The organism is Candidatus Villigracilis sp. (assembly GCF_057083605.1).
This window is the reverse complement of sequence record NZ_JBXMTI010000001.1, coordinates 15,339-29,908: the sequence shown is the minus strand read 5'-3', so window position 1 is coordinate 29,908 and position 14,570 is coordinate 15,339. Positions and strand designations below refer to the sequence as shown.

Here is a 14,570-nt window from a genome sequence, read left to right as displayed (position 1 = left end):
AATCGCTCTTTACGTCTTCTTTACAGTTACAAAATGTGCGTGGCTTATAATACAGACCAATGACCAGCAAAAAAACCATCCTCGTCACCGGTGCCACAGGTTATGTTGGTGGGCGTCTCGTACCAAAACTTCTTGAATCGGGCTATCGCGTGCGCTGCCTCGTGCGTGACCCGTCCCGTTTACAAGGGCGCATCTGGCTCAACAAAGTGGAAGTAGTACAAGGCGACGCGCTGATGGCAGATCAAATTGCAAAAGCCATGCAGGATGTTTCTGTTGCTTATTATCTAATGCACGGGATGCAGGGTGGAAACGTCAATGCCGAACGCGATTTGCAAGTGGCGCGGATTTTTACTCACGCAGCCGAAGAAGCGGGGATCGAACGAATCATCTACCTCGGCGAATTGGTGGACCCCACTGCAAATCTTTCTCCCTATTTGCGGTCGAGGCATGAAACGGGATATTTGTTGCGCTACAGCAGAATCCCGGTCACTGAATTTCGGGCAGGCATGATCGTCGGTTCAGGCTCCGCCCTTTTTGAAATGATCCGCTATCTGACAGAGCGTGAGCCGCTGTTGATCTGTCCCGCCTGGTACTTTTCACAAGCGCAGCCAATCGCGATCCGTGATGTGCTTTCCTATCTGGTTGAGGCGCTGAAAACACCCGATACCATCGGCAGGGTGATCGAAGTTGGCGGCCCCACCCGCCTGACCTATGCGGATATGTTGTTGGGCTATGCAAAGGAACGGGATTTAAAACGCTGGCTGATCCCAACTCCGTTTTATGCACCTCGTCTTTCTGCATATTGGGTGCACATGGTCACACCGATCCATTGGCGGGTAGTCGCGCCATTGATCGAAGGTCTGCGCGACGACCTCATTGTGCGGGATGACGCGGCGAAGAAATTGTTTCCACAAATCCAACCGATTGATTTTCAAACCGCCGTACATCTTGCACTGGGGCGCATCCAACGGGACCGTGTGGAGACGAGCTGGTCTGACGCATTGGTCACAGCTGTTGGTGATTTAAAACCCTATAAATTCACAATCGACGATGGGCTATTCATTGAACGCAGGCAGGCAATGCTAGACCTTCCTCCTGAAACGGTCTTTCGTTCTTATACTGGCATCGGCGGGAAACGCGGCTGGCTTTACATGGATTGGGCCTGGGCCATGCGCGGTTGGATGGACAAAGCTATCGGCGGTGTCGGCTTGCGGCGCGGGCGCAGACACCCTGATGAAATTCATACCGGCGAGGCACTCGATTTTTGGCGGGTTGAAACTGTGGAAAAAGATCACCTGATGCGATTGCGTGCCGAGATGAAATTACCGGGCAAGGCTTGGCTGCAATTTGAGTCCATCGCCGCGCCCGATGAAAAAAATAAAACCCTGTTTACCGTTACAGCATATTTTGAGCCGCATGGCCTCTTTGGGTTTCTCTATTGGTACGCCATGTGGCCCTTCCATAAATTCATCTTTGACGGCCTCACGCGCAGGCTGGCCTCGCGGGCAAAGGTGCTGGGACGTTCGTATCAGGAATTGCTAATCCCGAAGGGGTGAAACGATTGTAGAAAAAATGCAAATAAAGAACCGAACCCCGAAGGGGTGATATGGTTTTTCAACTCTATACCACCCCTTCGGGGTTTTGGTAAATCACCACATAAATCTATAGTCATTTCACTTGTTTCGACAGGCTCAAGACACCGCCTTCGGAGTTTTGTACGCGGATAACACAGAAGAGACTGATTACTAGTCACTAATCACTGAATACTTTTCCACTTAACGGGGTTACATAATGTATGACCAATATTCTCTTCCCTATTCTCGGCTATTTATTCGGCTCGCTTCCATTTTCGATCTGGGTCACACGCTTTGTCAAAGGCGTAGATGTGCGTAATGCGGGATCGGGTCACGCGACAACGACCAATACGATTCGTCAGGCTGGCTTTGGCTGGGGTGCGCTGGTTCTGATATTGGATATTACCAAGGGATATATTCCCACCTGGCTTGCGATAAATTATTCAGCTGAAACATGGGTAGTCGCGCTTACTGCGACCTGCGCAGTGATCGGTCATTGCTGGCCCCTATTTGCAAAGTTCCGTGGCGGGATGGGACTGGCAACTACCGGCGGCGCATTTTTGGCTGTAGATTTATTGGCTTTTCTGATCTGTGCTGCGATACTTATTCTGCTTGTGCTGGTTATCCGTCACGGGGCGCGGGCGAGTGTGTTTGCAGGTATATTCATCGCGCCCATATTATGGATATTCAATATTCGCGATGACGCTTTTTGGGTTGCACTAGGCGCGGGACTTGTGATCGCAGTCCGCTTTTTGATAGATTGGAATCGCAAGTATCGGGAATTATGGTTGGACAGGGAGAAAGCAGAAAAAAGCTCGGAATGAGATTCGGCTAATTGGTGACTGAGCAGGTTCGGGCGGAGGATGAGGCGATAAAGTCAATCCGCAGATTAGATGGATTGGGCAGATTTTCTTAAAAAACAAATCTACCTAATCTGCGAAATCTGCGGATCGTTCATTCCCCCAACAACCATTCCAATAAACCGCTTTTCTTTTTGGCGGCTTCCTCCAGCCGAGGCATGGACATGAGCACGACGGTGATGTTATCGTGGCCGCCGCGTTCATTAGCCATGGTGACCAGCGCTTCCGCCGCAGACTTCAAGTCTTTCTTCGAGCGGATGGTTTTTTGAATTTCATCGTCCCAGACCAGGTCGGTTAGACCATCACTGCACAGCAGGATGGTATCGCCGGGTTCAAGATGAAAGCCCTGGTTGTTCAATGATTCTTCATCGGTTTCTTCATTGTCGATGCGCATCCGAAAATCAACTTCGGGCAATTTCAATCCGCCCAGATGCCTGCGAATGACATGCACATTCGGATGGTCATGCATCTGTTCAGAAGTGATAATGCCTTTTTCGTAGGCTTCCTGAACCCAGGTGTGGTCGATGCTGAGGCGTTGAATATATTTGCCGCGTAAAAGATAAATGCGTGAATCACCCACATACGCAGTATAAAGTTTATTTTCGATCACCCATGCGCAGGCACAGGTTGCGCCCATGCCTTCTTCATCCGCCTTGCCGGCAGAGTGGGCCGAGATGGCCTGGCTGGCATCGTGGATGGCGGTCTCCAGAATTTTTAGCGGCTTCTTGGCACTGCTCTCAGCCACTTCCATGCTGATGTAATTGACCGCAAGCTCGGCAGCGATCTCGCCGGCACGATGGCCGCCGATCCCATCTGCCACCACTGCAAAAACGGATGGGCGCGAATCATCCTTGCTCAGCAGGAACGATGCAACCGAATAACGGTCTTCATTGTTCTTGCCGGATGCTCCGGCGTGGCTGAGTGCGGCAACATGCAGGTGGGCAAGTGTGGATCGGATCATTCTTCAATGGGTTGAACGGTAATTCTGGGGGTTGAAGAGGGAGGCGGCACTTTTAGCATAAACCGAAAAGTTAATTGACCGAAGTTTACCATATCCCCATGCCTCAGCCGATAGCCCTCTCGTAATACCGGCTCGTAATTTACCCAGGTGCCGGCGATGGAATTGTTATCCGTCAGCAGGTAACCGCCGTCATCCGTCTGCCTGAGCCGCGCGTGGATCGACGAAATAGATGGGTTATCCAGGATCTGGTTGCATTGTACCGGGTCAGTGCCAAAGACGATCTCTTTTTCGATCAGTTGGATGGGGGCGACTGCGGCCACCTGCCCATCCGGGTTGAGGCGGATGAGGGATGCATCCGCTTCCACGCTGGGCTTTGGGCCTGCTCCTGTTTTCCTGGAGGGGGTGCGCCGCGTTTTGCCATTGCCATTTCCCGCAGAGGCAGGGACGGCTGGCACGGCCTCCTCCGTTACTGCCTTGATCGGCTGTGTGAGAGGGTCAACGCTGGCGCGGTGTGCTTCCTGTGCGGCACGCAGGGAGGGAATGCGGAAGCGTCCACTGAGCAGGATGAAGAAGAGCACCAAGCCAGCCAGGATGATCGAGCCAAAGGTAAGCGGCGTGCGATTTTTTGCCAGGAAGGCAGCAGGGCCGCTGGGCGGCTTGATTACAGTGACTGTCACCGGGAGAGACATACTTGTCTTGCTCAAGCCGAGCACATCCACAGCCTCCACCATGATCTGATGTTCTCCGCTGGTGGTATAGGCGTTCAAATCCCATGTGAAGAGGTTGAATGGTTCTGTGGTGTTCTCATCCACGATCATGCCATCTACATACAGGGTTGTGCGTATCAGCGGACGCACGTGCCCGTCAGGAAACTCGACGATGATCTCGATCTCCTGTTTTACGGGCAATAGTATTTCATCATTGAAGGGGTCATCTTCCGGTGCCTGCCGTGTGATCTGTAATGGCGGCGCGATGGGGAAGGGATTCGGCGGCTGAATATTCACACTAAATTTCTGATCAACAGAAGCCAAAGACCCTGATGGCAGGTTCACCTGCACACTGAGAGAATATTCACCCGAACTACTTAATCGAGATGTATACGAGAGCATATAGGTTCTGCGCAAAGCGGAAAAATACGCTTCGGGGTCCGGGAATCTTTCCTCGCCCGAATACTGGAACATGGCTCCGCCCGTTTGAATGGCGAGGTTATTAAATACCGCCGCACTGGTAGTGGTAAACGTTGTGTTGGCATCCACATACCAGATGAAGATGCGAATATCACTTTCAATCGCACGCTGCATATATGGCTCAAGCAGTGAGGCAAGGTCCGCCTCCAGCATTTGCGGCGTGATGAAGAGGATGGCACGTTTCATTCCAATGCGCGGCGTCTGCGCGCTGACGATGTCAATAGCTGTGGCAAGAGATTGCAGGTTGGGTGTGGCAACGCGCATGTCAGGCTGGAAGCCATTTAGCCCCACAATGAAATCCGCTGCGCTGGCATGGTTGATGACCGGCCCGGCCTGGCTGACGAGGCTGAGGTCATCCGGCAGATCTGCCGGGCGGACTTGCGCCCATTGCGCGATCACTTGCGCTACGCGTTGAAAGCGGGAGAATCCGTTGGCATTGCGCGCATCCAATGCTGTGCCTTGATTAACGGCAACGACAATTTGCATTGGGATGGCGATCTCGGATAGTGAGTCGGTTGGGAGTGGCTGCCCGTTTTCGATAACAGTAACAGCCTCGGGCTTAAGTCCCGAGGCAAATATTCTTTGGGCGTCGAAGACATCCAAATAGGCAGATATGGTTGGGAAAGCAGAGGCGTCCGCAGTGTAGAGGGTCGCAGTGGCAAGGCTTTGCTGCGCACGAACAGAAGGCGCAGTACCAAGCAAAAGGCCCAGGCTGAGGAACAGAACGAAAAGCTTACGCATTTCCCTCAATAAAAACAGGGGTTTCTTCCTTGGGTTTGGTGAGGCGCATGTATGTCAGAGTCCATGCAGATTGAATATAGGCGGTAAGGACACCGTTCAAGACAATAATCACAGGCACGTACAGGGCACAACAAGCCAGCGCGATATATACAGGTGTAAGAGATTCTCGCAATGCATTTGCCCCTATCACGAGCGGAACAACTGCCAAGATGATGGGGAGAGAGATGACAACGCCCACAATGGCACCGCCAATGAATAGGATCAGGGACATCACGAAGATGGGCATGGCATTGGATTTGACAACTTCCCATCCGCGTTTAATGCCATCCATGATGCTGAGGTTGTCAAGCACGATTGCAGCCTGGGCCTGTTCGGTAATCACCGCCACCACCCAACTGATTGGGATCAAGAGACATATGAGGGGAAGAAGGCACAGAAAGCCAACGCCGGCTGTCAATACCCCAAACAAAACAAATGGAATGAGAATCAGGAAAAAGGCAAGGCCGATGAAAAAGTTTAGCCCAAAGATGCGCCAGAAGTAAGGCAGACTCTCACCCCAAATTTCTCCGAAGGCTAATTTTTCGGCTCCAGCCTCCACCATGGATGTTCCTTTGATCAAGCCAACTCTGCCGATCATTCCCAGGGCAAAAAATAGAAAAGACAGTAACAGGATGGCAATAACAGCCACAAGAATGACCCACCAATTCTCTGAAATGAACTGGGCAAATCGATCCATGGCCTGCTCGAGTTGATCGGTCGGAAAAGGAGTATCACCACTGGGACCGGTTTGATAGCCAGAGTTTCCGCCGCCACCACCTCCCCCGCGATTGCCGCGCGCACAACTGGCAAGAATGCCAAAGATCCAAAGAATCTTATGCTTCCATATGATCTGCCACGCGCGGGTGAGCACTTCACCAAAGTTGAAGTTATTCATGATTCTCCTGATCTGCCAAACGGATAAGGGAACTATCCGCTTTCATATAGGCGTTTCTGTTCAAATCATACACCACTCAATTTATTCCGTCTACTTGGGGTTCTCGGCAAGATGAATGACCTGGGCATCAGAATCAGGATTTTGTGTGAGCCGCAGATACATAATGTTAAGCGATGATTTTATGAAGGTTTGGAGAATGCCTGAGAATAAAGCCATGATGGGGAAGAAAAAGAACATAAAAGCGATGGGCACGAGTGTTATTAGCACCTGGGTGCTTATATCCGAGCCAGACTCGATCAGGAATGGAATGAAAAACATGGGGAGCATCATTGGGAAAATAATGAAGCTCATCAGGATCATTCCGCCAAAATAAATGATCAGGGTAATAACGATGTACTTCCAAACATGCTCACGCACAACCTGGATAGCACGTTTGACCGCATCCACTGCGCCAAGGTCTTCGGCAATGATCGCCGTTTGCGCGCCTTCCATCACTGCAATGACCAGATACATGAGCGGGGTCAGCAGGAGCATAATGGGCTGCAAACAGATGGATGCCATTCCAATGGTAACGATGGTCAGGATGAACACCAACATGAAAAAGACTGTGAATATTAACCCCATGCTCAATTGGATGATCAGCAAGGCCCCAAGGCTGCGCCAGAAATAGGGAAAGCAGTCTCTTATTAAATTTATAAAAGCCAACGGGCCCTGGCCGCGTTCCACTCGGAGGATGCCCAGCGTGGCGGAGGATGTGGCGATCACCTGAATCAACATGGCCGCAATGAAGAAGATGATGAATACCAAAATTGCTAAAACGCCCAAGATAACAATTCTTGATTCAGGCACATTCCCATCCAAGAAGAACAGGGGAAATATGAAAAATGGAAAGAATGCCAAGAATGAAAGCAATATAGGCAGGGTCAATATCAGCCAGAGCACTTTATTCTTCCAGGTAATTTGCCAGGCGCGCGTGAGTGTATTTCCAAAGTCGAAGTTCATGCGTTCTCCCAATCGTCAATCTCAAATCGTCAATTGTAAATTGAAATCACTCCCACTCAATCGTAGCAGGTGGTTTGCTTGTAATATCATACACTACCCGATTGATTCCTTCCACCTCATTCACAATGCGGTTTGAGATCTTCGCCAACAGATCATGCGGAAGGCGCGCCCAATCCGCGGTCATAAAATCCTCGGTGGTTACGGCACGGATCGCTGCCGCCTCCTGATAGGTGCGCATGTCACCCATTACACCCACCGATTTCACAGGCAGCAAAACCATAAAGGCTTGCGAGGTCTGCGCGCCCTTTCCCAAAAAGCCTGCTTTGGATAATTCCTCCAAAAGGATATTATCCGCCGCCCGCAGACGGGACACACGCTCCGGCGTACACTCCCCGAGACAGCGCACGGTCAGGCCGGGACCCGGGAAAGGCTGCCGCCAAACGAGGCTTTCGCTCAGCCCAAGCGCTTCACCTACCAAACGAACTTCATCCTTGAATAAATATCTCAATGGTTCAACAAGCTCGAATTCCATATCTTCAGGAAGCCCACCCACGTTATGGTGTGTTTTGATCTTCTCGGCTTTGTTCCTATCAGGCGCAGAGGATTCAACCACATCGGGATAGATCGTCCCTTGCACCAAAAATTTCGGCTGACCGATTTGTTTTGCCTGCTGTTCAAAAATGCGAATAAACTTCTCGCCAACGATCTTCCTCTTTTGCTCAGGCTCGGTGACTCCCTTCAGCGCACCAAGGAAATCTGCGCTGGCTTCCACTGTAATTAATTCAGCACCCAGCCCGCCGCGAAAAGCGGATGCAACTTGTTCACCCTCATTCGCGCGCAATAGGCCTGTATCCACAAAAACACACACGAGTTGATCACCGATGGCTTTATGTACCAGGGCCGCCGCCACGGATGAGTCCACGCCGCCGCTGACCGCCGCAAGCACGCGGTTATCGCCAACCTGCTCACGGATTCTTTTTACACTTTCATCGATAATGGATAAGGGAGTCCATTCTGGTTTTGCGCCGCAAATATCGATAGCAAAGTGATTAAGCAGTTCAACTCCATTTGGTGTGTGATGCACTTCAGGGTGAAACTGCACACCGAAATATTTTCTCTGCATATCGCCAATGGCCGCATAGGGACTATTCTCCGACCTGGCCAATGCGACAAATCCATCTGGCATACGAGTGATCTTATCGCCATGCGACATCCAAACTTTGGAAATATTATCCAGCGCAGTCCCATACACCAGGTGGGTAATTTCAGCAGGGCCATACTCGCGCTGCGCAGATGCATCCACCTGGCCGCCAAGGGCGTGGGTGAGAGCCTGCATCCCGTAGCAGATTCCAAGAATGGGCAATCCTGACTCAATAATAAATTTTTGAATGTATGGGGCATTCTCTTCATAAACGGATTTTGGTCCACCGGAGAGGATGAAGCCCTTGGGATGGATGGAGAGAATTTTTTCCTGAGGCGTGTCCCACGGAAATAACTCGCAATAGACTTGTGCCTCGCGCACGCGGCGCGCAATGATCTGGGCATATTGGGAACCGAAATCCAAAATAGCGATTGAATTCATATGTTAATCCCGTAGGGGCACAGCGGAGCGATTGATCGTTAGAATCTTTTCAGGACTCGCTGTGCCCTTACATGTCTGATATGAGGTGAAAATGCAAATGAGGGAAATCCTGATATTCGCCGCCATTCACAATAAGACGATAAGCCTTGAGATGGAATTCAGCCACCAGGCTTTGGACAGTTGTATATAAGTCTGTCAGGAAGGCGGTATCTTGCGGATCAAGGCTGGCAAGTGAATCCACTTGTCTCTTCGGGAGGATGAGCACGTGAAACTTATAGCCTGGAGAAGGATGATGAAACGCAAGCAGGCTGGAGGTCTCACGGAGGCGTGTGACTGGGATGAGGAAACTCATGTGGGCAATGATCCAGCCAATAAACGGGGAAAGAATCCAGAGTAGTTTTCGCATTACGAATTACGGATCACGCATTACGGAATACGTAATTCGTACTGCGTAAAGATCAATCCACAAACTCGATTTTCCCGTTGTCCAAAGATTTGATGCAAGCAATCGACTCGATCGGCACATTCAGGGATTTCAATGCGTCGCGCCCGCCTTCGAAGATCTTTTCGATGAGTGCGCCGATGCCAACAATTTTTGAGCCAGAGGCTTCGGCCAGACGGGCGAGGCCGAGAATGGTTTGACCGCTGGCAAGGAAGTCGTCGATGATCAGAACTTTTTCTCCATTGGCAAGATATTCAGGAGAGACGATCAACTCAACCATGCGGCCCTTGGTATGCGAGGGCGCGAGGGTGAGATACACTTGGTCTGGCATGGTGATGGGTTTTGTTTTGCGGGCATACACCACCGGCAGCCCCATGTGAATACCGGTAGTGAGTGCCGGTGCAATGCCTGAAATTTCGGCGGTAAGGATTTTTGTTGCGCCAACATTTGCAAAGAGTTCTGCAAAGATACGCCCACAGGCATCCATGAGGTTTGGGGCCACTTGATGATTAACAAAGCTGTCTACTTTTAGAATTCCACCGCCGAGCACTTGCCCATCCTTCAAAATACGTTCCTGCAACTCGTTCATAAGCCTCCACATTGTCCAGACAGATTTTGGGTGGATTTTACGACTGAATGGGGAAAGATGCAAAGATGAAAGAAGGGATTTGGGCTGGCAATAAATCTCTTTAGCCCCGATAGGTCCACATATAAAATCCAGTAGAGTCCGCCCCAGTGTAGTAGCCATGCAGCATCTCTCTGGGCCCTCTATTGGTAAAGTCTTCGTAGCTATACTGCTTATCGGGAGTATCTTGCGAAAGATAATTTTTGTACACCAAAAACAAGCTTTTCCACCCGTAAACCGAAAACCCATCAAAGTCCCTCCTACAAGTAAGAGTAAAACTACCATGCTCACAAATACCTTTGTATGGACACTCACACTACTACAATATCACAAATATATTTATCTCGTAACAAATGGCAAGGTCAGATTAAAATTATTCACATACATAACAACGGCCCTACCATCAAGACCCCTGACAAATACAAATCCCGTATTCGGATCATCACCACGAACTAAAAAATCCACCAATACTGCTTGCTTACCATCATTAGAATAAACAATACGGCGCGTAAAGTCAAAACTATTTTTATCACCAGGCAAATCATTCACAACCGTATTAACCATACTAGTTTGAGCAGAAATAGAAGATATAATATCTTTCTTTTCCAACACTACAGCTCCTCGGAAAAGGATGCTCTCCCCATTGCTATCTACTAGTTGATTCCAATCCCACGCCACCGTACCACTCGGCTTCAATTCAGCAATTTGCGTATTATCACTTACTCTTTGCAACACTACGCGGGTATTTCTATCCTGCCCTTTGATAAATACCCACTGATTATCTTCAGGTTCAAACCCTAGCCTTGTATCACCATCAAGTGTAGCCCAATCTTCTCCCTTATTCATTGATGTAATCACAAACGCACCTTCTTGCCCCTCTATTGGCTCGCCAATCTGTAACTCAATTCCGCGGGGGGTAGTGACGATTTCTTGGGCAGGCGTAGGTGTATAAACAGCAGTGGGAGTGGCTATTGGCTCTGGCGTTTGCGTTGCGGTGGGCGGCAGGGTTGAGGTGAGGGTCGCTTCGGGAGCGATGGTCACCTGTGGAGTGCAGGCGGTAATCAGGAAAAGGATAGAAAGCAATGCAAGTGATTTATTCATTTTGAACTCCCTGGAAAAATGCAGAAAACCATCCACGAATAAAAAATCACGAATACACGAATTTTGGCCGATATTCGAATATTCGTGAAAAATTCGTGGATGGTCATCTTGTTATAAAATCAAAGCTGGGTTTCAGAAAATTTCCCGCTCATACAGGACTTTACCCTTTGTCAAAATCTCACGCAGGAAGAAATTCCCTTTTTTCTTTTCCTCTTCTTTAATTTCCTTTGGAGTTTTCACGAGTATATCTACAGGGAAATCACGCGGAATCAAAACGTTTGAAACTGCAACGTACCTGTTTATATACTTTGCCCTCGTTTTCATGACAATCAGAAGATCCACATCACTATCCGGTGTGGGCTTGCCATAAGCATAGGACCCGAACAAAATGATTTTTCAGGTTTCAATTCAGAGACAAGCCGCTCAATTGCTTGTGGCAAAGTCTTTGACACAGGTGCAAACCCTCTTGGTTTTGTGTGGGTCTGGCGGGGAAGGATCATTGATCTCACAATTTCATTTTACCATTTTCAACACGAAGCCCCAATCCAAAGATTCACTTTTCACTCATCACTTCTTACTTATCCCCGCTTAACCTCACAAAATGTACTGTGTTAGAATCTTGCGCGTGAATGAGAAAATAATTTTAGTGTTGGCTTCCAACTCACCGCGCCGCAAACAATTGCTCGCGCTTGGGAACTGGGCCTTCAAAGTGGATGTCGCTGACGTGGATGAAACCCCACTGGAAAGCGAATCGCCAAAAGATTATGTACTACGCCTTGCACGGGCAAAGACACTGGCCGTTGCGGATGAGGCAGGTCCTGAAAACATCATCATCGGTGCAGACACTACAGTGGTGGATGGCGACTCTATGCTGGGAAAGCCGGTTGATGTAGAGGATGCCGAAAAAATGTTGAAGCAATTGCGCGGGCGCACGCATCAAGTTTATACAGGGCTTGCGCTCTACCGCGTGCAAGATGGAAAGATGCTGACGGAATTATCCATCACTGATGTGCCAATGCGAAATTATTCCGATGAAGAGATCAGGGCCTATATCAAGACCGGCGACCCGATGGACAAAGCCGGCGCGTATGCGATCCAACACCCGCAGTTCGACCCGGTTGAATCCATGCACGGATGTTACGCCAGCGTGATGGGGCTGCCCATGTGTCACGTGCTTCGCGCTTTGCAGAAATTTGACTTAACTCCTGCCGCAGATGCTCCCGCGGCTTGCCAGTCTTTGTTGAATTATCATTGTCAGGTTTCGCCCGCCATCCTGCGCGGTGAGCTGGTATCTTGAAAGGAAACGTAATGAAGTCATTACGCTGGATCAATTTAATCCTGATCATCATTTTTCTCTCCGCCTGTGTTTCCAATGGAGATGGCCTTCCGTTGATCTTTGGCGGCCCTACCTCCACACCGCTCCCTCCGCCGCAGGTGGGCATCACTCCAGCGCCGGATGCGCAGGCAGCAGTCACAACATTTTTTGAGGCTCTAAGACAAGACAATTACGAAACCATGTACGCTATGCTGGCACAATCCAGTCGCGATGCAATCTCACTTGAAGATTTTTCCAAACGCTGGAACGACTCTCTAAATGCCATGAGCGCTCCCAGTTTTGATTTCACAGTCATGTCAGCCCAGCTTGGGCCTGATAATGCCGAAGTCGGTTACAGTATCACCTATAAAACCGTTCTGGCCGGTGACATTCAACGCAACATGATCATGCGCCTAGTGAATGAAAACAATGCCTGGAAAGTGCGATGGGATGATGGCCTGATCCTGCCTGAACTCGCAGGCGGCAACCAGCTTGTGATGGAATACAGCGTGCCTGCCCGCGGTGATATTTATGATCGCGAAGGCCTGCCCATCGTTTCGCAATCAGGTGCGTTTGCTTTCGGTATCCAGACCGATCAGATCGACCTGGATATGCAAGGGGCTTTAACCACGGAACTTGGCCTGTTATGCGGACTTGACCCTCTCGATATTCAAGATGAAATCGACGCCTCCGGCCCCGGCTGGTACCTGCCCATGTGCGAAGGGACTCGGGCCGAAGCCCAAAGATTGCTCTCCATAAACCCCGGCGGACTAGTAGTCGCGGATTATGAATCCCGTTACTACTTCCAGCAAGGTCTTGCCCCACAGGCAGTTGGTTACACACAATTCATTACCCCCGAACAATTGAATGAATATCGCCGCCGCGGTTATAACGGCAGCGAAAAGATTGGACAATCCGGCGTTGAAGCATGGGCGGAGGATTACCTGGCGGGTCAGCATGGCGGCACTCTTCGAGTGGTCGGCCCGGATGGACAGATCATTTCGACACTTGGGCAAACCAGCCCGCAGCCCGCGGATTCAGTCTACCTCACCATCGACAGCAACATGCAATCCTATGCCCAGTCTGCCATTGAATTCTTCCGCGGTGCCATCGTTGTCATGGAAGTGGATACCGGCCGTATCATCGCCATGGCCTCCAGCCCAGACTTTGACCCCAACCTCTTTGAGCCTGAAAACCCAAACAGCGCGCTTGGGTTGGGTGAATTACTAGCCAGCTCAAACAACCCAACACTCAACCGCGCCACACAGGGTCAGTACCCGCTTGGTTCGGTGTTCAAGATCATTACCTTCTCTGCCGCGCTCGAAAGCGGACTATATTTGAAGGACACTCCTTACGATTGTCAGTATGAATTCACCGAACTGCCCGACCAAATCCGTTACGACTGGACCTACCAACACTGTCAGGACAGGATAGCCGCCGGTCAATTTTGTAATACATCGGATAGCACGCCATCAGGTTTGTTGACTTTACAGGAAGGCTTGATGCGTTCCTGCAATCCGTACTTTTGGCATATTGGCAACGACCTCTTTTCAAACTGGGATCGCGGTAACGACATCGCCAATATGGCGCGTGCTTTTGGTCTTGGCTCCGAAACAGGCATTGAACAGATCGCTGAAGAAGCAGGCCAGATAGATAACCCTGCCACCGAGATAGACGCTGTCAATCAGGCCATCGGGCAGGGAACTGTGCAGGTCACTCCCTTGCAGGTAGCCAGGTTTATGGCCGCCATTGCAAATGGAGGAACTTTATACAGGCCGCAGATAGTCGAGAAGATTCAACCTGTCAGTGGCGATTCACTCCTCATGTTCAAACCAGAAGCGCAGGGAACGCTTCCATTGCGCAGCGAAAACCTGGATATTCTGCGTGAGGCATTATTAATGGTGACGGAAGAACCGCGCGGCACCGCCCGCTTTAATTTGCGAGGGTTGCAGTTTAAAGTGGCAGGAAAAACCGGGACAGCCGAATCAGGCAGCGGCGAACCTCATGGGTGGTTTGCCGGATACACTCTGAATGAAGAAAATACGGGCCTGCCCGATATTGCAATTGCGGTTATTGTTGAAAACATCGGCGAAGGCTCGGAATACGCAGTGCCGTTTTTCAGGGCCATGGTGGAAACCTATTATTATGGCAGTCCGCAAAGACCGTTTTATGATTTCGGTCAGATTGGGTATCCACCTTATACACCTACTCCGTTTGGCATCCCTGCACCAACCGAAGAAAATTAA

The 14,570-nt window shown here is 50.1% G+C and carries 13 protein-coding genes; 4 read left to right on the top strand and 9 right to left on the bottom strand.

All coding sequences use genetic code 11. The features are described from left to right. Positions 1 to 59 precede the first annotated feature (59 nt). Both AC14M5_RS00150 and AC14M5_RS00145 read left to right on the top strand, forming a co-directional pair. Positions 60 to 1,556, top strand: coding sequence for an SDR family oxidoreductase (locus tag AC14M5_RS00150; RefSeq protein ID WP_484027585.1), 1,497 nt, complete (start codon positions 60 to 62; stop codon positions 1,554 to 1,556). Positions 1,557 to 1,795: 239 nt separating this feature from the next. Further along, positions 1,796 to 2,398, top strand: coding sequence for a glycerol-3-phosphate acyltransferase (locus tag AC14M5_RS00145; RefSeq protein ID WP_484027584.1), 603 nt, complete (start codon positions 1,796 to 1,798; stop codon positions 2,396 to 2,398). 130 nt (positions 2,399 to 2,528) lie between these two features. On the opposite strand, the gene AC14M5_RS00140 is transcribed toward AC14M5_RS00145, so the two are convergent. From AC14M5_RS00140 to AC14M5_RS00100, 9 genes are all read right to left on the bottom strand, one after another. Continuing rightward, a complete protein-coding gene (locus tag AC14M5_RS00140) occupies positions 2,529 to 3,395 on the bottom strand; it encodes a PP2C family protein-serine/threonine phosphatase (RefSeq protein WP_484027583.1) in 867 nt (288 codons plus the stop codon). Continuing rightward, on the bottom strand, positions 3,392 to 5,323 hold the full coding sequence (locus tag AC14M5_RS00135; protein WP_484027582.1) for an FHA domain-containing protein: 1,932 nt from the start codon (positions 5,321 to 5,323) through the stop codon (positions 3,392 to 3,394). Before AC14M5_RS00135 ends, AC14M5_RS00140 begins: the two co-directional genes overlap by 4 nt. Further along, complete coding sequence (locus AC14M5_RS00130; RefSeq protein ID WP_484027581.1) at positions 5,316 to 6,257, bottom strand: hypothetical protein; 942 nt, start codon at positions 6,255 to 6,257, stop codon at positions 5,316 to 5,318. Before AC14M5_RS00130 ends, AC14M5_RS00135 begins: the two co-directional genes overlap by 8 nt. A 90-nt stretch (positions 6,258 to 6,347) precedes the next feature. Beyond that, complete coding sequence (locus tag AC14M5_RS00125; protein WP_484027580.1) at positions 6,348 to 7,259, bottom strand: hypothetical protein; 912 nt, start codon at positions 7,257 to 7,259, stop codon at positions 6,348 to 6,350. 46 nt (positions 7,260 to 7,305) lie between these two features. Beyond that, on the bottom strand, positions 7,306 to 8,841 hold the full coding sequence (gene guaA, locus AC14M5_RS00120) for a glutamine-hydrolyzing GMP synthase (protein ID WP_484027579.1): 1,536 nt from the start codon (positions 8,839 to 8,841) through the stop codon (positions 7,306 to 7,308). Between the two features lie 67 nt (positions 8,842 to 8,908). Next, complete coding sequence (locus AC14M5_RS00115; RefSeq protein ID WP_484027578.1) at positions 8,909 to 9,247, bottom strand: HIT domain-containing protein; 339 nt, start codon at positions 9,245 to 9,247, stop codon at positions 8,909 to 8,911. Positions 9,248 to 9,299: 52 nt separating this feature from the next. Then, the gene (gene xpt / locus AC14M5_RS00110) at positions 9,300 to 9,872 is read right to left on the bottom strand and encodes a xanthine phosphoribosyltransferase (protein ID WP_484027577.1); all 573 of its coding nucleotides are present in this window, start codon (positions 9,870 to 9,872) and stop codon (positions 9,300 to 9,302) included. A 375-nt stretch (positions 9,873 to 10,247) separates the two neighbouring features. Continuing rightward, the gene (locus tag AC14M5_RS00105; protein ID WP_484027576.1) at positions 10,248 to 11,009 is read right to left on the bottom strand and encodes a hypothetical protein; all 762 of its coding nucleotides are present in this window, start codon (positions 11,007 to 11,009) and stop codon (positions 10,248 to 10,250) included. Between the two features lie 132 nt (positions 11,010 to 11,141). Then, positions 11,142 to 11,351 (bottom strand): hypothetical protein, encoded by a 210-nt coding sequence (locus AC14M5_RS00100; RefSeq protein WP_484027575.1) that lies wholly within the window; start codon positions 11,349 to 11,351, stop codon positions 11,142 to 11,144. A 283-nt stretch (positions 11,352 to 11,634) separates the two neighbouring features. Between AC14M5_RS00100 and AC14M5_RS00095 the strand changes: the two genes are divergently transcribed. Beyond that, positions 11,635 to 12,306, top strand: coding sequence for a Maf family protein (locus AC14M5_RS00095; protein ID WP_484027574.1), 672 nt, complete (start codon positions 11,635 to 11,637; stop codon positions 12,304 to 12,306). Between the two features lie 11 nt (positions 12,307 to 12,317). After that, on the top strand, positions 12,318 to 14,570 hold the full coding sequence (locus tag AC14M5_RS00090; RefSeq protein WP_484027573.1) for a penicillin-binding transpeptidase domain-containing protein: 2,253 nt from the start codon (positions 12,318 to 12,320) through the stop codon (positions 14,568 to 14,570).

Bases quoted from the DNA above. Each gene is read 5' to 3' on its own strand.
- guaA (WP_484027579.1), bottom strand. From the start codon at position 8,841: ATGAATTCAATCGCTATTTTGGATTTCGGTTCCCAATATGCCCAGATC.
- AC14M5_RS00125 (WP_484027580.1), bottom strand. From the start codon at position 7,259: ATGAACTTCGACTTTGGAAATACACTCACGCGCGCCTGGCAAATTACC.
- AC14M5_RS00090 (WP_484027573.1), top strand. From the start codon at position 12,318: ATGAAGTCATTACGCTGGATCAATTTAATCCTGATCATCATTTTTCTC.
- xpt (WP_484027577.1), bottom strand. From the start codon at position 9,872: ATGAACGAGTTGCAGGAACGTATTTTGAAGGATGGGCAAGTGCTCGGC.
- AC14M5_RS00140 (WP_484027583.1), bottom strand. From the start codon at position 3,395: ATGATCCGATCCACACTTGCCCACCTGCATGTTGCCGCACTCAGCCAC.
- AC14M5_RS00145 (WP_484027584.1), top strand. From the start codon at position 1,796: ATGACCAATATTCTCTTCCCTATTCTCGGCTATTTATTCGGCTCGCTT.
- AC14M5_RS00115 (WP_484027578.1), bottom strand. From the start codon at position 9,247: ATGCGAAAACTACTCTGGATTCTTTCCCCGTTTATTGGCTGGATCATT.
- AC14M5_RS00135 (WP_484027582.1), bottom strand. From the start codon at position 5,323: ATGCGTAAGCTTTTCGTTCTGTTCCTCAGCCTGGGCCTTTTGCTTGGT.
- AC14M5_RS00130 (WP_484027581.1), bottom strand. From the start codon at position 6,257: ATGAATAACTTCAACTTTGGTGAAGTGCTCACCCGCGCGTGGCAGATC.
- AC14M5_RS00150 (WP_484027585.1), top strand. From the start codon at position 60: ATGACCAGCAAAAAAACCATCCTCGTCACCGGTGCCACAGGTTATGTT.
- AC14M5_RS00105 (WP_484027576.1), bottom strand. From the start codon at position 11,009: ATGAATAAATCACTTGCATTGCTTTCTATCCTTTTCCTGATTACCGCC.